This window comes from Calothrix sp. NIES-2100 (assembly GCF_963875285.1).
GTDB lineage: Bacteria > Cyanobacteriota > Cyanobacteriia > Cyanobacteriales > Nostocaceae > Aulosira.
In genome coordinates this window covers 8968946-8992435 of sequence record NZ_CAWNLA010000001.1, presented here as the reverse complement: position 1 = coordinate 8992435, position 23490 = coordinate 8968946, and the positions used below count along the sequence as shown (strand labels likewise).

General features: G+C 42.8%; 24 protein-coding genes. 15 read left to right on the top strand and 9 right to left on the bottom strand.

What is annotated here, in order from left to right:
- Positions 1-55: 55 nt before the first annotated feature.
- From AACU32_RS36690 to AACU32_RS36680, 3 genes are all read left to right on the top strand, one after another.
- Positions 56-1183 (top strand): type IV pilus twitching motility protein PilT, encoded by a 1128-nt coding sequence (locus AACU32_RS36690; RefSeq protein WP_096607163.1) that lies wholly within the window; start codon positions 56-58, stop codon positions 1181-1183.
- Positions 1184-1320: 137 nt separating this feature from the next.
- Complete coding sequence (locus AACU32_RS36685) at positions 1321-2541, top strand: type II secretion system F family protein (RefSeq protein WP_096607162.1); 1221 nt, start codon at positions 1321-1323, stop codon at positions 2539-2541.
- A gap of 90 nt (positions 2542-2631) precedes the next feature.
- Entirely contained in the window at positions 2632-3189 is a 558-nt protein-coding gene (locus AACU32_RS36680; RefSeq protein WP_096607161.1) for a hypothetical protein, read from the top strand.
- A 101-nt stretch (positions 3190-3290) separates the two neighbouring features.
- Here the strand turns inward: AACU32_RS36680 and bioU are convergent, their stop codons facing one another.
- Entirely contained in the window at positions 3291-4313 is a 1023-nt protein-coding gene (gene bioU, locus AACU32_RS36675; protein ID WP_096607160.1) for a (S)-8-amino-7-oxononanoate synthase BioU, read from the bottom strand.
- A 322-nt stretch (positions 4314-4635) separates the two neighbouring features.
- On the opposite strand from bioU, the gene AACU32_RS36670 reads away from it, so the two are divergent.
- The 5 genes from AACU32_RS36670 (at position 4636) to AACU32_RS36650 (ending at position 6348) form a co-directional block, all read left to right on the top strand.
- Positions 4636-4902: a ribbon-helix-helix domain-containing protein gene (locus AACU32_RS36670; protein ID WP_096607159.1), complete on the top strand. Its 267-nt coding sequence runs from the start codon at positions 4636-4638 to the stop codon at positions 4900-4902.
- Entirely contained in the window at positions 4899-5081 is a 183-nt protein-coding gene (locus tag AACU32_RS36665) for a type II toxin-antitoxin system RelE/ParE family toxin (protein ID WP_096607158.1), read from the top strand. Before AACU32_RS36670 ends, AACU32_RS36665 begins: the two co-directional genes overlap by 4 nt.
- 74 nt (positions 5082-5155) lie before the next feature.
- Positions 5156-5395 carry a hypothetical protein gene (locus AACU32_RS36660; RefSeq protein ID WP_086766708.1) on the top strand — a complete coding sequence of 80 codons (240 nt, stop codon included), beginning with the start codon at positions 5156-5158 and terminating at the stop codon, positions 5393-5395.
- Positions 5396-5472: 77 nt separating this feature from the next.
- Positions 5473-5658, top strand: a complete 186-nt coding sequence (locus AACU32_RS36655) for a type II toxin-antitoxin system RelE family toxin (protein WP_339378732.1) — start codon at positions 5473-5475, stop codon at positions 5656-5658.
- A gap of 21 nt (positions 5659-5679) precedes the next feature.
- Positions 5680-6348, top strand: coding sequence for a hypothetical protein (locus AACU32_RS36650; RefSeq protein WP_339378574.1), 669 nt, complete (start codon positions 5680-5682; stop codon positions 6346-6348).
- Between the two features lie 6 nt (positions 6349-6354).
- Here AACU32_RS36650 and AACU32_RS36645 read toward each other — a convergent pair whose 3' ends face one another.
- Together AACU32_RS36645 and AACU32_RS36640 are read right to left on the bottom strand one after the other, a co-directional pair.
- A complete protein-coding gene (locus tag AACU32_RS36645) occupies positions 6355-8298 on the bottom strand; it encodes a tetratricopeptide repeat protein (protein WP_096607157.1) in 1944 nt (647 codons plus the stop codon).
- Positions 8299-8337: 39 nt separating this feature from the next.
- Positions 8338-8667, bottom strand: a complete 330-nt coding sequence (locus tag AACU32_RS36640) for a toll/interleukin-1 receptor domain-containing protein (RefSeq protein ID WP_096607156.1) — start codon at positions 8665-8667, stop codon at positions 8338-8340.
- Positions 8668-9004: 337 nt separating this feature from the next.
- Here AACU32_RS36640 and AACU32_RS36635 point away from each other — a divergent pair, with 337 nt between their 5' ends.
- Both AACU32_RS36635 and AACU32_RS36630 read left to right on the top strand, forming a co-directional pair.
- On the top strand, positions 9005-9322 hold the full coding sequence (locus tag AACU32_RS36635) for a hypothetical protein (protein ID WP_339378573.1): 318 nt from the start codon (positions 9005-9007) through the stop codon (positions 9320-9322).
- A 100-nt stretch (positions 9323-9422) separates the two neighbouring features.
- The gene (locus AACU32_RS36630; RefSeq protein ID WP_096607155.1) at positions 9423-11705 is read left to right on the top strand and encodes an FUSC family protein; all 2283 of its coding nucleotides are present in this window, start codon (positions 9423-9425) and stop codon (positions 11703-11705) included.
- A gap of 631 nt (positions 11706-12336) precedes the next feature.
- Here AACU32_RS36630 and AACU32_RS36625 read toward each other — a convergent pair.
- The 4 genes from AACU32_RS36625 to yidD form a co-directional block, all read right to left on the bottom strand.
- Positions 12337-12783 carry a DUF2127 domain-containing protein gene (locus AACU32_RS36625; protein ID WP_096607154.1) on the bottom strand — a complete coding sequence of 149 codons (447 nt, stop codon included), beginning with the start codon at positions 12781-12783 and terminating at the stop codon, positions 12337-12339.
- A gap of 69 nt (positions 12784-12852) precedes the next feature.
- Positions 12853-13569 (bottom strand): M15 family metallopeptidase, encoded by a 717-nt coding sequence (locus tag AACU32_RS36620; protein ID WP_096607153.1) that lies wholly within the window; start codon positions 13567-13569, stop codon positions 12853-12855.
- 145 nt (positions 13570-13714) lie between these two features.
- On the bottom strand, positions 13715-14299 hold the full coding sequence (locus AACU32_RS36615) for an SH3 domain-containing protein (RefSeq protein ID WP_096607152.1): 585 nt from the start codon (positions 14297-14299) through the stop codon (positions 13715-13717).
- A 188-nt stretch (positions 14300-14487) separates the two neighbouring features.
- Positions 14488-14727, bottom strand: coding sequence for a membrane protein insertion efficiency factor YidD (gene yidD, locus AACU32_RS36610; protein ID WP_096607151.1), 240 nt, complete (start codon positions 14725-14727; stop codon positions 14488-14490).
- 62 nt (positions 14728-14789) lie between these two features.
- Between yidD and AACU32_RS36605 the strand changes: the two genes are divergently transcribed.
- Together AACU32_RS36605 and AACU32_RS36600 are read left to right on the top strand one after the other, a co-directional pair.
- Entirely contained in the window at positions 14790-15497 is a 708-nt protein-coding gene (locus tag AACU32_RS36605) for a diacylglycerol/polyprenol kinase family protein (RefSeq protein ID WP_096607150.1), read from the top strand.
- Positions 15498-15678: 181 nt separating this feature from the next.
- Positions 15679-16542 carry an N-acetylmuramoyl-L-alanine amidase gene (locus tag AACU32_RS36600; RefSeq protein ID WP_096607149.1) on the top strand — a complete coding sequence of 288 codons (864 nt, stop codon included), beginning with the start codon at positions 15679-15681 and terminating at the stop codon, positions 16540-16542.
- Positions 16543-16817: 275 nt separating this feature from the next.
- Here the strand turns inward: AACU32_RS36600 and ribBA are convergent, their stop codons facing one another.
- Complete coding sequence (gene ribBA, locus AACU32_RS36595; protein WP_096608339.1) at positions 16818-18500, bottom strand: bifunctional 3,4-dihydroxy-2-butanone-4-phosphate synthase/GTP cyclohydrolase II; 1683 nt, start codon at positions 18498-18500, stop codon at positions 16818-16820.
- 544 nt (positions 18501-19044) lie between these two features.
- Between ribBA and argC the strand changes: the two genes are divergently transcribed.
- Entirely contained in the window at positions 19045-20103 is a 1059-nt protein-coding gene (gene argC / locus AACU32_RS36590; RefSeq protein WP_096607148.1) for an N-acetyl-gamma-glutamyl-phosphate reductase, read from the top strand.
- A gap of 93 nt (positions 20104-20196) precedes the next feature.
- Here the strand turns inward: argC and eno are convergent, their stop codons facing one another.
- Positions 20197-21486: a phosphopyruvate hydratase gene (eno, locus tag AACU32_RS36585; RefSeq protein WP_096607147.1), complete on the bottom strand. Its 1290-nt coding sequence runs from the start codon at positions 21484-21486 to the stop codon at positions 20197-20199.
- Positions 21487-21752: 266 nt separating this feature from the next.
- On the opposite strand from eno, the gene AACU32_RS36580 reads away from it, so the two are divergent.
- The gene (locus AACU32_RS36580; protein WP_096607146.1) at positions 21753-22598 is read left to right on the top strand and encodes a LolA family protein; all 846 of its coding nucleotides are present in this window, start codon (positions 21753-21755) and stop codon (positions 22596-22598) included.
- 111 nt (positions 22599-22709) lie between these two features.
- Positions 22710-23141 carry a lactoylglutathione lyase gene (gene gloA, locus AACU32_RS36575; RefSeq protein WP_096607145.1) on the top strand — a complete coding sequence of 144 codons (432 nt, stop codon included), beginning with the start codon at positions 22710-22712 and terminating at the stop codon, positions 23139-23141.
- Positions 23142-23490 lie beyond the last annotated feature (349 nt).

Genomic DNA, 23490 nt, shown 5'->3' with positions numbered 1-23490 from the left:
ACAAATAACAACTGACAACTGACAAATAAATAACAAATAACAAGGAAGCAAAACTATGGAAATGATGATTGAAGACTTGATGGAGCAGATGATTGAAATGGGGGGTTCGGATATGCATTTATCCGCAGGGTTACCTCCCTATTTCCGGATTAGTGGCAAACTCACTCCCATCGGCGACCACGTATTGACTGCCGATCAGTGTCAGAGACTGATCTTTAGTATGCTCAACAATACTCAGCGTAAAACTTTAGAGCAGACCTGGGAACTGGATTGTTCTTATGGTGTGAAGGGCTTGGCTCGTTTCCGCGTCAATGTCTATAAGGATCGTGGTTCTTATGCTGCTTGCTTGCGTGCGCTGAGTTCTAAAATTCCCAACTTTGATAAATTGGGTCTGCCAGATGTCGTGCGGGAAATGACAGAAAAGCCTAGAGGACTAATTTTGGTGACAGGGCCGACTGGTTCTGGTAAAACAACTACTCTCGCGGCAATGATTGACTTGATTAACCGCACTAAGGCGGAGCATATTTTGACAGTAGAAGACCCAATTGAATTTGTTTATGAACCAATTAAAAGCTTGGTTCACCAGCGACAACTTGGTGAAGATACAAAGAGTTTTGCTAATGCTTTAAAAGCAGCCTTACGGGAAGACCCAGATATTATTCTGGTGGGGGAAATGCGAGATTTAGAAACAATTTCTTTGGCTATTTCTGCTGCGGAAACAGGGCACTTAGTATTTGGTACTTTGCACACTAGTTCTGCTGCCCAGACAGTTGACCGGATTATCGACGTTTTCCCCCATGAAAGACAAACTCAAGTGCGGGTGCAGTTATCTAACTCATTAGTGGCGGTATTTAGCCAAACTTTAGTACCCAAGAAAAATCCCAAACCTGGTGAGTACGGTCGGGTAATGGCTCAAGAAATTATGATTATTACTCCCGCTATTTCTAACTTAATTCGCGAAGGCAAAACATCTCAAATTTACTCAGCAATTCAGACTGGCGGTAAATTGGGTATGCAAACTCTAGAAAAAGTTTTAGCCGATTTATATAAAGCTGGAACTATCTCTTTTGAAGCGGCTATTTCTAAGACTTCTAAACCAGATGAAATTCAACGTTTGATCGGTGGGGCACCACCAGCAGCAGGTGCAAAACCTGGCGCTAATGGTGTTGCGAAAGCTCACTAATGTGGATGGAGATAAGGGGGATGAGGTAGATGAGGAGACGCTAGTAGCGAAGAGAATGACTATTGCTTATTGCCTATTTTGCCTCTTAACCCTTGACGTTTAACTATTGACTCTTGACTATTTTGAATTTATAGCCTATGCCTACTTATGTTGCCCGTGTTCGGGATGCACAAGGAAAATCCCGAACTGAAAAATTTTCTGCTGAATCCCTAGCTCAAGCTCGTAATAATCTTAGAGATCTAGGTTTTGTTATCCAAGATTTAAAAGAATCCCAAGGCGGATTCAGCTTTGATTTGCAGAAATTCCAGACATCAATGGTGAAGGTTTCTGTTAAGGATAAAGCGGTTTTTTCTCGCCAATTTGCCGTTTTGACAAATGCAGGTGTAGCAATAGTCAGAAGCTTGGGAGTACTGGGTGAGCAATGTAGCAATCCTAAATTAAAAGCAGCCTTGCTTGACATTAGTAATGATGTTCAAACTGGCACAAATCTTTCAGATTCAATGCGTAAGCATCCTGATTGCTTTGATAATTTGTATGTCAGTATGGTTCAAGCTGGCGAAATTGGTGGTGTTCTCGACGAAGTGTTAAATCGCCTAGCTAAGTTGTTAGAAGATGTTGCTCGTTTACAAAACCAAATTAAAGCGGCATTGTCTTATCCAATGGTTGTGGGTTTTTTAGCAACCGCAATTTTTGTCGGGATGACGGTTTTTTTGATTCCCATTTTTGCCAAAATCTTTAAAGACATAGGTATCGAATTACCTGCTTTAACACAATTCTTGATGAATTGTAGTGACGTATTACGCAGTTATTGGTCTCTAGCGATTATTGCTGGAATTATGGCATTTGTATTTGCCTATAAGCAATATTACAAAACCCCTGTTGGTAAATTAACTATCGACCGTCTTTCTCTCAATGTGCCTTTGTTTGGTGATTTGATTCAAAAATCCGCAGTTGCCCGCTTTAGCCGTACTTTTGGCTCGCTGACTCGTTCTGGTGTACCCATTCTCACTTGTTTAGAAATTGTCCGGGATACATCAGGAAACCAAATTGTGGCTAATGCGATAGATGCAGCCCGTATAGAGATTCAACAAGGGGGCATGATTAGTGTTGCATTGCAAAAAGACGCGGTTTTTCCAGCTATGGCAATTCAGATGATGAGTATTGGCGAAGAAACTGGGGAATTGGATGGGATGTTGATGAAAGTTGCGGATTTTTATGAAGATGAAGTTGAGCAGGCTGTTAAAGCTTTAACTAGTGTTTTAGAACCACTGATGATTGTGGTTTTAGGGGGCATGGTGGGTACGATTTTGTTAGCAATGTATTTGCCTATGTTTAAAGTATTTGAAAAACTGGGCTAACAAAAGGCTAAAGAATGAAGTTGGAAGTATGAAAATTGTTTTACTTCCGACTTTATCATTCATTATTCATATTTTCGACTTTGCAGAAATATGCCTGTGCAAAAATCTGATTATGAAGCTAGTTTAGCGGAGTATAGTCATCATCTGGCTGCGATCGCGTTATTAAAAGAGTATCGACCTTACTGGGAGATGATTCCCAGTCTGCGCCGTCCTAATGAAAGTGTGATCTCTATTCCTTTGCCGATTGTGCGTCTGCGCCAAACTGAAACGACGCCTGCCCAAACAACTTGTCTACCCTGTGATATAGCAATATTAATGTGCGATCCAGAGTGGAAAATTAAAACTGGAGCCGAGATTTTAATCTTTATTCATCGTCCCCATGAAGATTTTTCTGATTTGTTGGGACGGTGGCGACAAACTCAAGTTCTGCTTGACAAGGATTATGAGTGGTTGATGCCCGAACGTCACCATCATATTTTGAGTGAAGGGGCTAATTCTGTTTATCCTTTGTTTGTCGTTTTTAGTGAGTCTTCAGAACGCATTCAACAGGGTCTTGTAGGCGCAGAACTGCCATTTATTATACAAAAGTTAGAATGGTTAGATGAAGAGGAAAGAAGGGATGAAGAAGGGCTAGGGGCTAGGGGCTAGCACTTCGACTTCTCTGCGAGACGCTACGCGAACGCTCAGTGAGCAGGGGGGCAGAGGAAGCAGAGGAAGCAGAGGAAACCAATGCCCCATGCCCTATGCCCTTATTTCACAAATTGCGGCATAATTTCGGCAGCAGTAAAGATTCCATAGATGCTGCGTTGCTGCAATTGCCGACCGGCTTTAAGATAACCAAAGGCAGGACCGCAGACATTGGCTGCCATGCTGGTTTCATCGCCTAAAGTGAAGGTATGGGTGGAAATTTTCCCTTCAAAGGTACGTCCTGTAACTTTAACGTTGGTGCTGAGGGGCTTTTTAGGATTGCGCGTATCCACGACACCACCAACTGTCACGCGATCGCGCCCTACTATCCCTGCTACTTCTAGCATAATATCATCGGCGTGTTCCATGTTCTCTAAGGTCAGCACGCCGTTGGTTTTATCTAGTAGTGCTTCTACTTCTGCGTCACTCATTGCCCTAGCGGCTTCGACTGAATAACCGGGCATGTGTCCAATGTCTTCGCGAACGGTGGCGCGGTAAGCTTCCCAGTTAGCAATTCCTACCCCAAAAGTAATTTCAACTTTGTGAATTTCGGCGTAGCTTTGAGCGGCTAAAGCGGCTGCGGCTGTTAATAATCCAGGTGTCGCGCCACATCCTGTCATATAGGTAATTCCGGCGGCTTCCAGTTCTTCTTTCATCGCCAAGAGTTGTTCTACAGCACTGGTGCGCTTAATCGCATCCACTAGCACCCCTTGCCAACCTGCGGCGATAAACTGCTTGGCGACAGAAGGAATAAAATCGTTGGGTAAATTGGGTAAAGCTAGAAAATACCCATCTACAGGTTGTGTGGTGTCAATTAAATCTTGAATGCTGTTATTTGTTAAAGTTCCAACTGGCTCTAAATAACCTACCGAACCTTGAGATTGGTAGGTTGCAATACATTCTTGCACATTTAAACCTTCAGCAGCGTAAGCGAAGCCCTTTTGATCTGCTACTGCTACTAAAATCATTTCCCGTTTACCAGCAAGTACCTTGGCGGCTGCTTGTCCGAGTCCGCCGAAACCCAGTACTCCTACGCGAATCGCTGGCGAAATATTAAGAGAACTTTTGACTGGTTCTGGATTCATAGTCAATTTGTAGATTTGAATCGAAAGCTTTTAGCATTCGGCATTTCAGCTTGTGGCTGATGGCTGATAGCAAAAAGCTATAGAGAATAATTATGATTCATTATCCTGGGTTATTCCATTCCTAGAGCCGTTTTTTTACCAGAACTTTTTGGTTGGCGATTTGGGAAGATAGAAGTGCGACCATTCACAGTGGTTGGATTATCGAAGAAGGTTCACTAAGGCGATCGCCTAGGGTAGTTTGCAAAGCAATGCCACTTACCCAGATACATGAAGTTTTTGGACTTAAAATGGTGCTTATATACAGCCTCAATCTAAATTTCCTATGAGCATCAGTCTCACTCCTAACCAAGAACGCTTTATTCAAAAAAAGCTCCAAGCAGGGAAATACAACTCTGTAGAGGAGTTGCTGGAAATTGCTCTACGGTTGCTGGATGAGTATGATCGTGGTGAGGCTGAATGGGTAAAGGATGTCCGAGAAAAAATTGATGCCGCGATCGCTGTTTCAGAACAGACAGCACCCATTGATGGTGAAACATTCGTAAATCAAATTTTAGATCGGTTTGAGCAACAACGACAGGCAGAAAAATGAATCGCTACGTTATCAATATTCTTGCCAGTCAAGATCTCAACCAAATTGCTGAATATTTTGCACAAAATAACCTGGAAGCAGGTAAGCATTTTTTTCAAAAATTTAACCGCAAGTGTCAACAAATTGTCATATTTCCTAACAGTGGTAAAAGCTATGCAGAAATCCGCTATGACTTGTGAGCATTACCGCTTGAAGACTATGTCATTTTTTACAGAGTATGGGATGAATGATTAAACCTTAAGAGGTAGTGAAAATGAAAACTGACCAAGAACGCGAAGAATTAATCCAATCTATTAACGTACTGTTACATCAAGCTTATGACAGTACCCTAGATGAAATTTATGCCCTACTTCAAAGAATCGAAGATGAAGAGGATGAGGAAGATTTGAAAGCTGTTAAGGAATCTAGAGAAGAGATACGCCTTAACGGTACTATCTCTTGGGAAGAAATCAAAAAAGAAATTGCCGAAGAGAGAAAACAGGACGTGGCGTAATTGTGACTTACAAAGTAGAATTCTCTCCTAGTGCAAGAAAGATGTATAAAAACCTCTCTCAAGATTTATAAGACCGTATACAACCTAAAATAGATGCATTAGCCACAGAACCGCGTCATAGTGGAGTTAAAAAGTTAAAGGGTGAAGAGAATACTTACCAAATTAGAGTAGGTAGTTATCGAGTTGTATATGAAATTTATGATGATGTTTTGTTGATTACTGTAATCAGAGTGGGTGTTCGTGGGGAGGTTTATAAAGATTAAAAGTTCTAAAGAATTCAGAACTTGAACGATCGGGCTTTGAAGTCAAGCGATCGCCTTTCTTACTCGACAATTCGTGTTCTGAACTTGAACGATGAGGCTTTGAAGTCGAGCGATCGCCTTTTTTACTCGACAATTCGTGTTCTGAACTTGAACGATGAGGCTTTGAAGTCAAGCGATCGCCTTTTTTACTCGACAATTCGTGTTCTGAACTTGAACGTTGAGGCTTTGAAGTCGAGCGATCGCCCTTTTTGCTCGACAATTCGTGTTCTGAACTTGAACGTTGAGGCTTTGAAGTCGAGCGCTCGCCCTTTTTACTCAACAATTCGTGTTCAGAACTTGAACGATGAAGCTTTGAAGTCGAGCGCTCGCCTTTTTTGCTCGACAATTCGTGTTCTGAACTTGAACGTTGAGGCTTTGAAGTCGAGCGCTCGCCCTTTTTGCTCGACAATTCGTGTTCTGAACTTGAACGTTGAGGCTTTGAAGTCGAGCGCTCGCACTTTTTACTCGACAATTTGTGTTCCGAAGTCGAAGGATCGCCTTTTTTACTCGACCATTCGTGTTACAAGCTGCAAGTTCCGAGTTCACAACTTGAATTATAAGGCTTTGAGGTCAAGCGATCGCATCCTCAACAACAAGCGATCACACACCCTTGAGATGAATAAAACTGCAAATATTTCATTAACTAAATAAACGCCCTTAAAAACCCTTGTTCTTATTCCTAATAGTCTTTAAGTTTTCACGAAACAGAGCGTTAGTAGGTTCGAGATGAACAGCTATTTCTAATTCGGCGATCGCTGCTTCTAGCTTTCCTTGATCGTATAGCGCACTCCCCAAGTTATTGTGAACTAGTGCAAAGTTTGGGTCGAGGCGCAGGGCTGTTTGATAGCTGGCGATCGCTGCTTCTAGCTTTCCTTGATTGGAAAGCGCTATCCCCAAGTTAAAGTGAGCGTGTGCAAAGTTCGGGTCGAGACGCAGGGCTGTTTGATAGCTGGCGATCGCTGCTTCTAGCTTTCCTTGATTGGAAAGCGCTAAACCCAAGCCATTGTGAGCTTGTGCATAGTTTGGGTCGAGGCGCAGGGCTGTTTGATAGCTGGCGAGCGCTTGTTCCAACTTCCCTTGATCTTGTAGCACTCTCCCCAAGCTATAGTGAGCATTTGCATTGTTTGGGTCGATTTGCAAGGCTCTTTGGTAGGCGGCGAGCGCTTGTTCCAACTTCCCTTGATCTTGTAGCACTCTCCCCAAGCTATAGTGAGCATTTGCATTGTTTGGGTCGATTTGCAAGGCTCTTTGGTAGGCGGCGAGCGCTTGTTCTAGCTTTCCTTGATGGAGCAGCGCTAAACCCAAGCCATTGTGAGCGTGTGCAAAGTTTGGGTCGAGGCGTAGGGCTGTTTGATAGCTGGCGATCGCTGCTTCTAGCCTACCTAGTTTGTGCAGCACATACCCCAAGTTATAGTGAGCGGGTGCATAATTTGGGTCGAGGCGCAGGGCTGTTTGAAAGCTGGCGATCGCTGCTTCTAGCCTACCTAGGCTGTCCAGAACAAACCCCAAGTTATTGTGAGCGAGTACAGAGTTTGGGTCAAGACGGATGGCTGCTTGGTATTTGAGGGCGGCTTCCTCGAACTTTTTATCTTCGTCGTGTAAGCGATCCGCTTCGTTAATCAGGCTTGTGACTTTATCTTGGCGCTTTTCTTGCTCTTGTACTATAACTTGCTCCTCAAGCAGAGTTACATCCTCATCCCTGAGTTTTAGCATCTGCTGATAATTCTTGAGTCCTTCACGGCTGTGTTCGCTGAGTGGATATTCCCATTGCAGGACTTTGATTAATTCTTGCTCGTATCGTCGCAACTTTTGCTGATAGTCCTCCAGTGATACCTCTACCTTTTGAAGACTGACAACTTTGAGATACAAATCTCCCCGTTGATTGGTTATCGGGTTAAGTTTACCTTTACCTCGAATCCGCAGTTTCTTACCAGGACTAAAACCAGATGGAACAGTAACAGTAATTGAGCCATCTTCCAATGCAATCTTCTTTTCTGCACCGTAGGTCAATTCAGCGATGTTCAAAGGAAGTTCTAGCGTTAGGTCAGTTTCAACTTGATTACCAGGCTGAGATGGAGCATTATCTGCTGCGGGTTTGAGAGCAAGAGGCTTTTGGTTTGCTGAACTGTCTTTGGGGGGTGAATAATTTGAGCTAGCAACTAATCGCGCCACTTCTTGCCGAATTCCCTTAACAACTTCTAAGAATGCTTCATCTCTGTCACTCCAGCTTTTTATCGGTTTGCGATTATTTGGCAGGGGTGACAATTTATCAATGGGAGGATTGTCCCAATCTGCATGGCGTAGCAATACGGGAATCACACGAGCTTTACCTGCGGCATTTTGTTCTAAGGCTCGTGTAACTTCAACTGTCCAGTGATAGTCCGAAGCAATAAAATCTGGACTCACCAACAGTAAAATTAGCCCAGCCCGTTTGAGGTACTTATTAATTTCAGCTTGAAACTCTTGCCCTGCGATAATTTCGCGCTTGTGCCAACTAGTAATAAGTTGTTCCCGCAGCAAAGTCGCTAGATGCTTCTCTAACTCTTCGCGCAGTTCTTCATCTTTTTGGTGATAAGAAATAAAAACTTCAATAGACTTCATAGGAGATATGGCAAGAGGTTGGCTGGTTTAAAAGTCAGACTAAAAAAGCTTTTGCTCGATTTCCTCAAGCTGCTGATCTAATTGCTTCAGTTCCGTTTCGGTTTCCTGAATTTGTTTTTCTAACTTTTCTTTGTCGTAGCAGTAATCTGAAGCCAGAAAGTTAGCACTTACCAGCAGCAGAATGATATCTGCAACTTCAAGATTTTCATCAATGGCATTTGCCGATTCACTCCCAGCACTGATTTCGCGATCGTGCCAAGCTTCAATAACTCCTTGACGTTTCATCATGCTCAGATGAGTTGCCAATTCGTCACGTAAAGCTTCATCTCTGTGGGAGTAGGAAAAAAATACTTTAACCGCATTAGGCATATTTTTAAATTTACTTGATTAAATGGCTGTATAAAAGTATATAAATCAATTTTCTCAAAATAAAAGCCTAAACAGTAATTTATTAATCATCCTCTGTGAGCCAACTGCGGTTTATTACTGAGATATATCCATTATATTCATCAGGTTCCAAAGGAGCCTCACACCCATATCGTCATTCTACTGAGTATCACTAACTTCACAGATATCAATATTAATAATTTTGTTAGTGTTATTATCCAATTCTCAAAAAAGACAAAACGATACCTGGGTTGGGCTGCACCAACGCCCTTTTGACTCGACAATTCGTGTTCCAAGCTGCAACTTTTGAGTTCCGAACTTGAATTATCAAGCTTTGAAGTCGAGCGATCGCCCTTTTTGCTCGACAATTGGTGTTCCAAGCTGCAACTTCCGAGTTCCGAACTCGAATGATCGTGTTCAGAAGTCGAGCGATCGCCCTTTTTGCTCAACAATTCGTGTTCGGAAGTCAAACGGTGAGGCTTTGAAGTCGAGTGATCGCCTTTTTTACTCGACAATTGGTGTTCCGAAGTGCAAATTCCGAGTTCTGAACTGGAGCGATCGCCCTTTTTACTCGACAATTGGTGTTTTAATATCTAAGCTTTGCGTTCTGAACTGGAATGATGAAGCTTTGACTTAGAGCAATTGACAATAACTATTCGCCGCACAGTCATATCTAGTTACAATTCTTGAAGAAGCGATCGCTCTCTACTTTTTTTCAACAATCCCCAGCCTAAATAATGCCATCTACAGATCGAGGTTCTTTTAGTTGGCTGTTACAGCAGTTTCAACTCAAGCCAGGTAAGCCAGCATTTGCTTACGGATTGCGGACTCTGTTAGCGCTAGGTGTTCCGGTTGTTATCGGAATTATGACAGGTAATGGTGCTGCAAGTGCGATCGCGGTTATGGCGGCGATGTTTGTGAGTATGGTGGATGTGGGCGGAGCTTATCGTCAAAAAGCCACTGCGATGATAGCAGCAACTATCGGGGTAACTGTAGCATTCCTGTTAGCAAATTTAGTTAGCAGCACCCTGTGGTTAGCGCTTCCCACAACATTCATTGTCATCTTTCTCGCAGGTTTAGCAGGTCTGTTTGGCAGTGTAGCGGCTTCTGTTAGCTTGGTAATTTCGATTATGTTTGTTGTCTCGCTGGCGAGATTTGCTTCATTTCCCGATTTATCTGCTGTGCTGTTGCAATGCTTATTATGTCTGGCTGGTGGCATCTGGGCAATGGTGCTGTCTTTAGGGTTGTGGGTGATCCGTCCTTACACACCTGTAATGGAGTCTGTTGCTAAATGTTATCTCTCATTAAGTAAATTCGTGGAATTAGCCAGCCAGAGGATATTAAATCCGGAAGATCTTCGAGATTGGGCACAGCAATTGTTGCAAGCTCAGGATACTGTGACACAGGATTTAACATCTGCTCGTAATACTTGGGCATCTGTCTGGAAGGGACAAAGAACCGTGAATTTACGGGGGAATCAGTTACTAATTTTAATCGAGGATGCCAACCAAATAATTAATTCTGTGGTGGCTGAGGTAGAATTATTGGCGATCGCATCGTCACGCCCGTTGTTTTCTGGGATAAAAAGAGAAATTTGCCAAGTAATGGCAGAGTTAGCAATTGCACTGCAAACTTTATCAGCAGCAATTACCAAAGGTAGAAGTTCAGTTAACCTGGGGGATTTGGAGCGAAAGATTGAAGCATTAGAACATCAATGGCAAATATTGCGAAGTCAAGTTGTTAATCAGACAGGCGATATTCAAACAGATGAATATTCGGATTTAGTCAGCTTGAGGAAGATTACAACTACTCTGACAAAGCTGAGTCAACAACTTCATACCGATGCTGAGATTGTTACAGATTTGAGTACGGGACAACGGCGGAGTCAAATTTGCCGCGAAGTATCTTTGCCAGTGCAATCAGAGGGTTTTTCATTCCTTGACACGCTGCGGGATAACCTGACTTTTGATTCAGTTTTGTTTCGTCATGCGTTACGCCTAGCATTAATTACCACAATAGCCGAACTGGTAGCCGCAGTATTGCAACTCCCCAGAGGCTATTGGGTAACCCTAACTGCTGTAGTTGCACTTAAGCCCAATTTTGGCGGAACGTCGCAGACAACAGTACAACGAGTCTTGGGTACTTTCTTAGGCGGAATAATTGGTATTACGCTAGTTGTACTAATTAAAAATCCCATTGCGATCGCAGTTTGTATTTTACTGCTGATGTTTACAGCGATGTCAGTGCGATCGTTAAGCTACAGCATATTTATTATTCTGCTGACTCCCGTGATCATTCTGTTACTTAACGTTATTAGTGCAGATGGCTGGCAGATTGGAGTATTGCGGATTGTTGATAGTCTCGCTGGGGGAGTGTTAGCACTGCTGGGGAGTTATCTGCTTTTCCCCAGTTGGGAACGTCAGCAACTCCCCACCCAACTAGAAAAAACCATGCGAGCAAATCTTGTTTACTTTCAACAAGTGATTGCTAATTATCTCAATTCCCGACAAGCTGCTGCTAATTCTATTAACACCCTACGCCATCAAGCGGCACTGGAAAACGCCAACGCTGAGGCGGCTGCCCAAAGATTATTTGGCGAACCCCGTCATGTTCAGGGCGAAGTTGAACCTGTAATGACGCTGATGATTTACATTCGCGCCTTTTTCAGTTCAGTGACAACCTTAGCCGAACATCTGCGAGAATTTAGCGGCGAGTATCAATTTACTGAACTCAGGCGAGTGGCTGATGAGATTATCCCAGTTTTAGAGAACTTAGCAGATGCACTGCAACAAAGACAGCCACCGCAAGCATTACCAGAACTAGATAGTTATCTCGAAGCAATTCACAATGAAATTGAACAGCTACATAGACTGCGGATATCAGAAATAGCCACAAATCCCCACACTGTAACGCCCACATTACAAGCCGTGCGCGAACAAACTACCCTATCCACAGAATTAGAGCGGATTGTGAATGAAGTTAAAATAATGCATTGTGCGATCGCGCTGCTGCAAAAATAATTGTGATGGAATAAAGGCAGTGCTTCCTTTGACTACGGGAAGCAACCGGGCAGATAGCAGAAGGGAAGAATTTATTTTCCCTCTTTCTGGGTTCAGAGTCAATTTATACCCATTCAAATAATGTTTGCGACACATAAATTATTCGTAAGGGCACAACAATGTTCATACGTGTCAACTTAACGTGAAACCCGCTTGGTGACAAGGTTTCGCCCTCACCCCCAGCCCCTCTCCCCTGGGGAGAGGGGAGCTAGAGATCCAATTCCCCTTCTCCCTGGGGAGAAGGGGTTAGGGGATGAGGGCGAGAGGGTTTTGCACAACGCCTGCCCTATATAGCTTTTAGCTTAAGTTGACACCAATGAACAATGTTGTGCCCCTACTACCCCTTTCAAGGTGACTCGTAAAATCCGTTTTTTCTCTGCGCTCTCTGCGGACTCTGCGGTTAAAATAGTAATTTATTTAACCACTCCAGACACAGAGGACACAGAGATAAGAGATTAAAAAGAGATTTTTTGAGCAAAATTTTTACCCACCTTGAAAGGGCTATTGTGCCCTACCCATCTGTTGCATTATTTTTTTCAATTTTGATTTTTGATGAAAAATCAAAAAATTTGCCATAAATCTACTGCAAAAATTAATGTTTATGTTTAGGAAAATTACGGAATAAATACCAGAATACTCCGACATTAATCAGAAATACGATTAATTTAACTGGAGATATACCCTTAATTAATTCATAAATTTCTGGTGGAATACTAATCCCAACTAGTATCAATACTAGAATATGTGCCCATTGCTTTTCGTACCATAAACCAATAGCTTCAATGGCAGTTACAATCGAATAAATCCCTGCACCAATTCCACTGAATGCTAATGTTTTAGGATTAAAATTCAGAATTTTTTCGACAATCCAATCAATAATTCTGGCTTTACCTTCTAAAACATAATCGTCCGAAAACTCTTCAAGATATTGATAATGTTTTAATGCAAATAATAAAGCGATAGAAGTAACCATTAATAGTGCGGCAGTAAAAGCTTTGTAAAAAACAATAGCTTTTAAGCCAAATGAACGCTTGTGCAAATAACCTCCTCAGTAAAGTCTCCACATGGTTTGACACCTGTAGTTCATTTACCTGAAATATGCTGTAAATTAGCCATCTATTTTAAACCGCCCATAGCGAGCTGTAAAAGAATTCTCCGGATTAGATTTATTACTTAACCAAGCCCACATTTGATCGCCAAAAGAAAAATGCCACCATTCTCTAGGATTGCGTTGAAATCCAGCTTTTAACATGACATCGCGCAATAACTGGCGGTGAGTGTGATACTGTTGTGCTTCTGGATACTCACTATTGATATAGTAATCAGGAAGCGATCGCTCTGACAATTCATCAATCGGTGAACCCATATCGACGATTTGCCCTTGCTCATTTACCAAGGTCACATCTACCGCCGCACCTGTACTATGAGGTGGGGGCGTTTTTTCATCTAAGCTAGGTGCAGCCCAAATTTGATAAACTAATTCCCAAAGTTCTTGGCGCTGGTTTGGCGATAATTCCGCCTCAATCAGTCCTCTCTCATTTAGGGCTTGAGCAAAGCTGTAATCTACCATAAACTGCTGCACAGCCACAGGACGATAAGCGTCAAAAATTTGGATGTACCAATGAGGACGCAGCGCTCGCAAGTAATTTTGAGCTTGGATTAAATTTTCCACCACACTCTGCCGCAGATAATAAGGAGAATGTGCCCCATAAGGTGCTAACAGTTTTTCATAAGGATGGGGAGATTCCACAGCAAATAATTTTAAAGGAATCCCTACTAATGGTTCACCACACTCAAAGATTGGTATTTGATGATAGGGTCTCATTCTTACTTTTAGATTTTAGATTTTGGATTTATACAAAAAAAGCCCAACTAAGCAGGCTATAAACTCGTATGATATATTTGCTAGATTGCAAATAATTTAAGTATAAAATTACACAAAAAATGAGTTGCTAATTCTATGATTACAGCTACTTTCCCCATTCTTGACCAGATGGAGCGATTCCTTTATTGTCTGAAACTACTGTACCGTCATCTTTAATAATTATCAGATGGACTTCACCTGACGGAACAAAATCGACCTTATATGTCAATGGTGGCTCGCTTGCACGGTATATAATATGTTGATTTGCCTCTATTTCTTTTGTCGCAGGGACTTTCAATAACTCGGTATCTTTATTTAGTTGATCGTAGACATTCATAAGTACTTTTCCTCCTTCTTTAAAAATTCTTACCTCCTTATCTTTAGTCTTAAAATGCAAAAGTGGAGGGTTTTTGTCAGAATTTGGAGAGGATGGGATTGGAGATACGTCAATCACACTTTCATTTACAAAACCCTCAATATTTTCGTAGCTAACTTTATACCATTTGCTAAATTTTTCGCTTACGGCTTCTCCCTTGGTTTCTCCAATAACCTTGACCTTAGTACCTGGCGCTACTTCTTTTAGGATGTTATTTTCTTTAGTTGTGGCTGATGAGCGAATCCTAATTTCTTGCTGAGGATTCTTGGGAGTATTACTCTTCAGTGTGCCGATGCGTTCAAATGTACCACTCATAGTAGATGTCCCTAGTTACTTAAAGTAAGTTTCTTTGGCTCCATACGTATATTTTCTGGGACAGATAAATGTGAAATTCTTTAATCATTCTAAAAATTTTTCTCTAAAGTAAGAGAGTAAAAACATTTGCCTAAATTTTTACTCTACAAAACTTATAGGGCAGATCTTTTAACAGATCACGTCTACAACTAGCAACAATCTTTTGTTTTTTCAACTACCTCCGGTACTGGATCGTAACCACCGGGATGAAATGGATGACATCGCAAGATGCGGCGAATTCCCATCCAAGTACCGCGCACAGCACCAAATCTCTCAATTGCTTGCATGGTGTACATGGAACAAGTGGGTTGAAAACGGCAAGTAGGCGGAAATAGCGGTGAGATAAACATTCGGTAGCCCCGAATCAGCCAAATCAATAATAGTTTCATAGCAGCAACCAAATCTAATAAAGTAGAAATAAAGACTCAAATTTTTCTTTCTAGTAATATCTTTGGTGAATACATTTCCGGCTTTAGACTCAATTTCTCCTTTATGGCTACAAATTGCGATCGTTGCGGTTTGGGTATTATTCATTTTAGCGATCGCCGCTTGTGTTAATCGCCTCGCCCATAAAGATCCAGAAATTGTCCGCAAGATAGTGCATATTGGCACTGGTAATGTGATTTTACTTGCTTGGTGGTTAAATATTCCTGCGAGTATCGGCATTACAGCTTCAATTTTAGCCAGCGCGGTCACCTTATTGTCCTACCGCTTGCCGATTCTCCCCGGTATTAATAGTGTCGGTCGTCAAAGTTTGGGTACATTTTTTTACTCTGTCAGTTTCGGTATTCTCATTGCCGTTTTTTGGTACTTGCAACAACCCCAATACGCAGCATTGGGAATTTTGGTGATGACATGGGGAGATGGACTAGCAGCTTTAATCGGTCAGCGCTTTGGTCAACATAAGTATAAAGTTTTTGGTTCACAAAAAAGCTGGGAAGGCTCTTTGACGATGACTTTTGTTAGTTATCTCGTCAGTAGTTTAATTTTGCTGGGTGTCCAAGGAAATATTTGGCAAACTTGGGTAATATCTTTACTAGTAGCAGTTGTCGCTACTGGTTTAGAAGCTTTTTCCCTGCTAGGAATTGACAATTTGACAGTTCCTTTAGGTAGCGCGGCTTTAGCATTTTTCTTAGTTCAGCGACTTCCACTTAGTTAAATCCGCAATAGCGTAGTTAAGAAATATTAATTCATACTACGCTCAAACCCTGATTATCTCCAATAGGAGATTACCTTCATACTTCATACTTCATACTTCATACTTCAGTATATTTGTAGCCTAGTTTTCACTGATATCAAGATATTAAAATTACAATTAACTGTTTTATAAGTATCAAAAAATGAGATTTAGAGAATGGGCGACTAAAGTCATGCTGATTTTTCTCGTGTTCGCCACTCTAATTTTGGCGCTGTTTGCTGGGAAAGTAACAAAACCACAGAATAATACAGCTACATCGATTCCAGAGGTGATAGCTTGGAGTGAGTATCCTAAAGCACAATTACAAACAGCAAAAAACCAGAGTAGCGAATCTCAGGAGGTTCGGAAATCAAGGGTCAAAAAAAGTCAGCCTGTAGCCAGGTATCGGACTACTATGGCTTTTGCGAAATACAGACCTCAGTATGAAATCGCACGAGTTGATCCAAGTAACTACGGTGATAGATATACCAAAGATATTAATAATGTACCTGTACGCAATCAGCCTATTGTAGTACTACATGAAACTAGTAATTCTGCGTCTAGCGCGATTAATTTCTTTCAAACACATCATGATAATGAAAATATTCAAGCGAGTTATCACACTTTAATTAAGCGAGATGGGACGGTGGTGTATCTAATACCACCAGAAAAGCGCGCTTTTGGTGCAGGTAATTCGGTGTTTGATGGGCCTAATGGCGCGGAAACTGTGAAAACTAACCCTAATTTGCCACCATCCGTCAATAATTTTGCTTATCACGTTTCTTTGGAAACACCACCTGAAGCTTGGGGAAATGACTACGTACAAACTCATAGTGGCTACACTGAGGCTCAATATCAATCTCTGGCTTGGTTAATCGCTCAAAGTCAGGTTCCAGACGATCGCATCACTACCCATAAAGCTGTAGACCGTTCACGTCAAAAAGTTGACCCCATAAATTTTGATTTTAACAAGTTCTTCGATTTACTTCATAGTTATCGGCAATCCCCGCAGGGAATTCAAAATTAAGTCGCTAAGCTAAGGGCGGGGTTTCCCATACGTGTCAACTTAACGTGAAACCCGCTTGGTGACAAGGTTTCGCCCTCACCCCCAGCCCCTCTCCCCTGGGGAGAGGGGAGCTAGAGATCCAATTCCCCTTCTCCCTGGGGAGAAGGGGTTAGGGGATGAGGGCGAGAGGGTTTTGCACAACGCCTGCCCTATATAGCTTTTAGCTTAAGTTGACACCAATGGGGGTTTCCCCGCCCCTACAGGGTTTGGCATTTTTTGTGAGATTTTACCAAAAATTATTTGCTAAAGCTGTAGATTTGCTGAGTTTCTAAGCGATCGCAAATTGCCGAAGGTAGTGTATCATCTGCAAAGGTCTGGCGATCTACTTGGACTTGCAAATTCGTCAGGGGATCGCTACCTGAAGAAATCATAAATTCCAGCTTTTGGATATAGGGTAAAGTGGCGAGATTGTCAAGTATGTGAAAGATAGCTTGGAGGTAAGGATGATGCTTTTGCTGATACCAATCACCCGCAGCTACTTTCGGTTGGTCAAAACCTAAGTGTACTGTTAAGGAAGGTTTGTCAAAGAGAGCGATCGCTAATGGTCGCGCTTCTTCTTGCAGCAATAAGTCATAATTTTTGGCTAAATTGCGGATTTTTTCTAAGCGTTCATAGCGTTGGGTTACTGATTGGGGATCATCTTGCCAATGTATAGCTACTGTCACCAGATAAGTTTGCAGGAGCATGTGACCGAGCTTTTTGGCCTTGGTTGCTAGGTAATAAGAATTGTAGTCATTCGCCTCAATCAATAACGGTACGCGATCGACTACTTCCAGACCATAGCCCTTAACACCTGCAATTTTACGGGGATTATTCGTAATCAGGCGAATCTGTTTGATACCCAAGTCCATGAGCATTTGTGCCCCCATACCATAGTCCCGCAGGTCGGCGGCGAATCCCAAGCGCTCATTAGCTTCCACCGTATCCAGACCCATATCTTGTAAAGAATAGGCTTTCAGCTTATTAATCAAGCCAATTCCCCTGCCTTCTTGGCGCAGGTATACTACGACACCTTGACCAGCCGCTTCAATCATTTTCAATGCTGCTTGCAGTTGCATCCGACAATCGCAGCGCAAAGAACCCAAAGCGTCTCCAGTTAAACACTCAGAATGCATTCTGACCATTACTGGCTCATCTTTGAAGTGAGCGGGATCGCCTTTAACAATGGCTACGTGTTCGCAATTATCTAGAGTATGGCGGTAAGCGTAGATTTTGAAGTGACCGAACTGGGTGGGTAATTCGGCAATACTTTCGCGAGTAACTAAGCGATCGTGCTGGAGGCGATAACTGATTAAGTCCGCAATACTAATAATTTTGAGATTGTGAGTGCGAGCATACTCAATTAGCTGGGGTAAACGCGCCATTGAACCATCTTGGTTTTGAATTTCACAAATTACACCAGCGGGATATAGCCCTGCTAATCGAGATAAGTCTACAGCCGCTTCTGTATGTCCCGCCCGTTTGAGTACGCCTCCCTCCTTCGCGCGAATCGGGAAAATATGACCAGGGCGACGTAAATCTAAAGGCTTGGTTGCTGGGTTAAGAGCCACCTGGATAGTACGAGCGCGGTCTTCGGCTGAGATTCCAGTACTTACACCCAAATGAGGCCCAGCATCAATGCTAACGGTAAAAGCTGTCTGGTTAGTGTCTGTAATATTGCTCACCATTAATGGTAAGTCTAGTTCATCGAGGCGATCGCCACTCATGGCCAGACAAATCAACCCTCTTGCTTCCACTGCCATGAAGTTGATCGTGTCAGGTGTGGCAAATTGGGCAGCACATATCAAGTCGCCTTCATTTTCGCGATTTTCGTCATCTACCACAACAATGACTCGACCAGCTTTTAAATCTGCTAAAGCTGCGTCAATGGAATCAAACTTAAAGGATGGGAGTGAAGAGCTAGCACCGTTATCAGCCAACTGAGGCGACTGCTGAAAGGCTTTCTCTACTTGCGGAGCCACCCCAGTGCTCTGGTCGCTAGAGTTTAGGGGAGTGGCTGGCGACTGCCGTTGATTGTTAGGCTTTGACACAGAGGATTTCCAGCTACCAAAAGTAAATTTTTTTAACAATTTCTTATTTTAGATTGTAACTCCTTTATAAGGCAGAGAAGTACACTAGCAATGATTTGATAACATGGCCAGAATTTCTGCCCTAAAATTAAGGTTTAGTACTCAAATGCAGCAGCAATACGCCTTTAACGGGAGTATACTATCAAACTCATTCCACCAATAAAAGGTTTGGGATGGCGTTGATGTCAGCACCCCTGGCTTCAAGTCGGGTGGCTCGCAGCGAAAAAAGCTAAAAAACTGACTTTTGGTGAGAACATAGAATCTCATCACTATTAAGTGCGGAGCCTCCATAACCTGGCTCAAGTCCGTGGCTAATTGCGCTTTGCGCGTCTGGTCGCTGATATGTTGATAGCTAAGAACTAATTAAACAAAAGCGGATAAGGATTTCATCATCATGGGCAATAATGGGCGCGTACCAGTTGGGATTGTTGGCGCGTCAGGCTATGGCGGAGTGCAGTTAGTTCGGCTACTAATGGATCATCCAGAAGTCGAACTAGTTTATTTAGGCGGTGAGAGTAGTGCAGGAAAACCCTTTGCAGATCTCTACCCCCATCTGGCTCATGCAATTAACCTGCCAATAGAGGCGGTAGATCCAGAAATCATCGCCCAACGCACTCAAGCAGTGTTTCTGTCCCTACCAAATGGTCTGGCTTGCCAAATTACCCCAAAACTTATAGAAAAAGGAATTAAGGTACTGGATCTCAGTGCTGATTATCGATTCACTAATTTGGCAACCTATACCACTTGGTATGGAACAGACAGAAGCGATCAAAAAATTGCGGCTACAGCAGTATACGGATTACCTGAACTTTATCGCGATCGCATTGCCGAAGCGCAGCTTGTCGGCTGTCCCGGCTGCTATCCTACAGCTAGTCTTCTAGCTCTTTCACCACTCTTGAAGCAGGGTTTAATTGTGCCCGAAACCGCCATTATCGACGCTAAATCAGGTACATCTGGCGGAGGACGACAAGCTAAAATTAATATGCTCTTAGCTGAGGCAGACAACTCCCTCGCTGCATACGGAGTTGCTCGTCACCGTCATACCCCAGAAATTGAGCAAGTTTGTAGCGATTTGGCAGGACACGAGCTGACAGTCCAATTTACTCCCCATCTGATCCCGATGGTGCGGGGAATTTTGGCCACTGTGTATGCCTCACTGCGCGATCCCGGTCTTGTCAGAGATGATATGTTAACAATTTATAATGCTTTTTACCGTAACGCTCCTTGGGTAAAAGTCTGCGAAAGTGGCATTTACCCCCAAACAAAGTGGGCTAGCGGCAGCAATCTCTGCTATATCGGTATAGAAGTTGACCCGCGTACCAGACGCGTGATTGTGATGTCAGCAATCGATAACCTCATTAAAGGGCAGGCGGGTCAAGCGATTCAGTGTTTAAACATCATGATGGGTTGGGATGAAACCTTGGGATTGCCCAAACTTGGGTTTTATCCATGAAGTATGAAGTATGAAGTATGAAGGATGAAGTTAGGAATTTTTCAGCCTTCATCCTTCATCCTACCCTTCGGGAAGGACTTCGTCCTACAGCCTTTATTTCGGCCCTAAGCCAACTGCACCGGCATAAAGGGCGCGATCGCCTAGTTGATCCTCAATGCGTAGTAAGCGATTGTATTTGGCTACTCGTTCGCTACGGCATAAAGAACCAGTTTTGATTTGACCGGCACGGGTAGCGACAGCTAAATCCGCGATCGTTGTGTCTTCAGTTTCACCAGATCTATGGCTAATTACTGAGCGGAAGCCGTTGCGGGTCGCTAGGTCAATTGTTTCCAAAGTTTCTGTCAAAGAACCAATTTGATTGAGTTTAATCAAAATGGCGTTGCCAGCTTTTTGTTCAATACCTTTTTGTAAGCGAGTAGCGTTAGTTACAAATAGGTCATCACCTACCAACTGCACCCGCGAACCAAGCTTCTGAGTGAGCAATTGCCAACTCTGCCAATCTTCCTCATGCAAGCCATCTTCAATTGAGACAATCGGGTATTGGTCAACTAACTGGGCTAAATAATCAATAAATTCTGTGGGCGCGTGGGGTTTACCGTCATAGACATATTGTCCATTTTTGTAGAACTCACTAGCTGCCACATCTAAAGCTAAAGCTACTTGTTCTCCTGGCTTGTAACCCGCTTTCTTAATAGCAGCAACCAGTAATTCCAAAGCTACCTGATTAGATTCTAAGTTTGGGGCAAAGCCGCCTTCATCGCCCACTCCGGTGAGTAAACCCTTTTCATCCAATACCTGGCTGAGGGTAGCAAACACTTCCGCACCCCAGCGCAAAGCTTCTTTGAAGGAAGAAGCGCCCACTGGGACAATCATAAACTCTTGAAAATCCACGTTGTTAGCGGCGTGGGCACCACCGTTAATTACGTTCATCAACGGTACTGGCAACAAATTCGCTAAAGGCCCGCCTAAATAGCGATATAAGGGAATTCCCAGAGATTCAGCACCAGCTTTGGCGGCGGCGAGAGAGACTGCCAAAATTGCATTCGCACCCAAATTGGATTTATTTGGCGAACCATCCAGGGCGATCATCGTCCGGTCTAGCAGTTCTTGGTTCAGCACATCCAAGTTTAATAACTTTGGCGCAAGTGTCTCATTGACGTTTTGCACCGCCTTGAGTACTCCTTTACCCCCGTAACGGCTTTTATCGCCATCTCGCAGTTCGTGGGCTTCAAAAGTGCCGGTAGAGGCTCCACTGGGAACCTGTGCCAGTCCCACAGCACCGTTGAGCAAATGTACTTCTGCTTCAACTGTAGGTCTACCCCGTGAGTCGAGAATTTCACGGGCAACGATCGCCTCAATGGCGGTATCTAGAATTGTACTCATGTGTGGTTTATCCTTTGTTTCCTTTATAAGAGTACCTATTTCAGGTTTCCTCTCTATAGTCCTGTGGCTTAACCCAATCGTTAGCATAGGCTTTTAAAGGACTTTATTGGCTGAGATTAAACAAGATTTCCCAATCATTTTTTCATTGGGTATCCCTTCGACTCGCCTGATTTAATTCCACGTTTGTCCGTATCAACCAGCATCCTTGTTACCATTGGCACAATACCGGGCATTTGGATTGTGAATTCTTGGCGGAGAAACTACCTATGAAATCGAAGTTGACAACGATCGCGGTTTTCAGCATCATTGCCATGTTGGCGGGAGCAGTAAATGCTGTGCCAAATCAACCCTCCCAACTAATTTCTGCTGAAAATGCGACAACTATCAGTCAGGCTACGGAACAAGTTGATCTGCCTTTGCTAGCTAAAAGTATCACCAATTTTTTTGGGAGCGATCGCTATCAAACTGAATCTCAAATAGAGTTTAACGTAGGCATTGAAGATAGTGAAATTACAATTTATCTCCAAACTAAAATAATTACTCAGTCAGATCAAAAGTTTCGCGCCGAAATTGCTTGGCGCAAATTAGGGGAACAAACAAAATCTGGTAATCTCGTAGTTTCTGATGGTAAACAAGTTTGGATTTACCGAGCTGACTTACAACAATATGCCGTCAAGTCCTATCAAGAGTTCCAAGATTCAGGCGATTGGATTTTTATTAGTCCGTCTTCTATAGCTTCTTTACAGGTATCTGAACAGTATAAACAAGTTATTGCAAATGGAGGTTTATCAGATGAAAAAGTTTTGGCAGAACTTGGCATTCTTAGTAAAGATTTTCTCAAAGGTGATAGACGGACAATAAATGGCGATTCCTTTTACGTATATACTTACAGAGATTTAAAAGAAAAATTTACTTTTACTGCTTTTGTGCAACCAGAGACTGCAATCCTCAAGCAATTACAATTTGCAGGTACAAACCAAGGCACAGACATTGTACTCACAGAAAAGATCCTGAGTAGAACCGCAAATCCGCTTGTCAACGCCCAGACTTTCAAATTTTCGCCCCCCAAAGGCGCAAAACGAGTAAAATCTCTGTCTCTCAGTCAATTTTGACGGACTATTGGGTGTAAGTTGTCAACAGTCAACCTTCAACGTCTCCTCATCCCTTCCCATGTATCACCAGTCCCAATTTACAATCGGTAAAGAACTAATCAGGAGTTAATCATGCGCTTACTTCATACAATGCTACGGGTGGGCAATCTTGAAGAGTCCTTGAAATTCTACAGTGATGTCCTGGGGATGAAATTGCTGCGGCGAAAAGATTATCCAGATGGAAAATTCACTCTAGCTTTTGTTGGCTATGGTGACGAAAGCGATCATACAGTCCTAGAACTAACTTACAACTGGGGGGTGGAAAAGTACGAATTGGGTAACGCCTATGGTCATATTGCCATTGGCGTGGATGATATTTATGGAACTTGTGAAGAAATCAAAAAACGTGGCGGTAAGGTAGTCCGCGAACCAGGCCCAATGAAGCACGGTACTACGGTAATTGCATTTGTGGAAGATCCAGATGGGTATAAAGTCGAACTTATACAAGTTAGGACTCCAGAAATAGAGGTGAAACAGGAATCACAACAACTAGTAACTCAGTAATCATTTAGAAAAAACAGGTACTAAAGTTGAGCGTGAAGCAATGCCTGGGGCTAAAAGTTAATTTTCTGAGTCAACTGATTTTGAGACAATAAACTGGGTGACTCAGGCATTGCGATCGCGATTGCGATCGCGCACAATCATGGAGAAGTAATTTCTATTACTTAGTACTTTCAAAAAGAAACTCATACCAGAAATAGCTGTTTGTTCAGCAATCTCCATGTAATAGAACGGGAAGATTTATCTGTTAACAAGCTCATCTGAAAATTGATTAACAAATCCACGGTTAATCCCTTCTAATACCAAATTGGCATAGGTAGAATTGTTTGAGAATCCACAGAACAGCCTTGTG

Excerpts from the sequence above, each read along its gene's own strand:
- AACU32_RS36615 (WP_096607152.1), bottom strand. The coding sequence starts at position 14,299 with ATGAGTGGTACATTTGAACGCATCGGCACACTGAAGAGTAATACTCCC.
- gloA (WP_096607145.1), top strand. The coding sequence starts at position 22,710 with ATGCGCTTACTTCATACAATGCTACGGGTGGGCAATCTTGAAGAGTCC.
- bioU (WP_096607160.1), bottom strand. The coding sequence starts at position 4,313 with ATGAATCCAGAACCAGTCAAAAGTTCTCTTAATATTTCGCCAGCGATT.
- argC (WP_096607148.1), top strand. The coding sequence starts at position 19,045 with ATGGGCAATAATGGGCGCGTACCAGTTGGGATTGTTGGCGCGTCAGGC.
- AACU32_RS36685 (WP_096607162.1), top strand. The coding sequence starts at position 1,321 with ATGCCTACTTATGTTGCCCGTGTTCGGGATGCACAAGGAAAATCCCGA.
- AACU32_RS36640 (WP_096607156.1), bottom strand. The coding sequence starts at position 8,667 with ATGCCTAATGCGGTTAAAGTATTTTTTTCCTACTCCCACAGAGATGAA.
- eno (WP_096607147.1), bottom strand. The coding sequence starts at position 21,486 with ATGAGTACAATTCTAGATACCGCCATTGAGGCGATCGTTGCCCGTGAA.
- AACU32_RS36690 (WP_096607163.1), top strand. The coding sequence starts at position 56 with ATGGAAATGATGATTGAAGACTTGATGGAGCAGATGATTGAAATGGGG.
- AACU32_RS36580 (WP_096607146.1), top strand. The coding sequence starts at position 21,753 with ATGAAATCGAAGTTGACAACGATCGCGGTTTTCAGCATCATTGCCATG.
- AACU32_RS36670 (WP_096607159.1), top strand. The coding sequence starts at position 4,636 with ATGAGCATCAGTCTCACTCCTAACCAAGAACGCTTTATTCAAAAAAAG.
- AACU32_RS36665 (WP_096607158.1), top strand. The coding sequence starts at position 4,899 with ATGAATCGCTACGTTATCAATATTCTTGCCAGTCAAGATCTCAACCAA.
- AACU32_RS36620 (WP_096607153.1), bottom strand. The coding sequence starts at position 13,569 with ATGAGACCCTATCATCAAATACCAATCTTTGAGTGTGGTGAACCATTA.
- AACU32_RS36660 (WP_086766708.1), top strand. The coding sequence starts at position 5,156 with ATGAAAACTGACCAAGAACGCGAAGAATTAATCCAATCTATTAACGTA.
- AACU32_RS36680 (WP_096607161.1), top strand. The coding sequence starts at position 2,632 with ATGCCTGTGCAAAAATCTGATTATGAAGCTAGTTTAGCGGAGTATAGT.
- AACU32_RS36645 (WP_096607157.1), bottom strand. The coding sequence starts at position 8,298 with ATGAAGTCTATTGAAGTTTTTATTTCTTATCACCAAAAAGATGAAGAA.
- AACU32_RS36630 (WP_096607155.1), top strand. The coding sequence starts at position 9,423 with ATGCCATCTACAGATCGAGGTTCTTTTAGTTGGCTGTTACAGCAGTTT.
- yidD (WP_096607151.1), bottom strand. The coding sequence starts at position 14,727 with ATGAAACTATTATTGATTTGGCTGATTCGGGGCTACCGAATGTTTATC.
- AACU32_RS36600 (WP_096607149.1), top strand. The coding sequence starts at position 15,679 with ATGAGATTTAGAGAATGGGCGACTAAAGTCATGCTGATTTTTCTCGTG.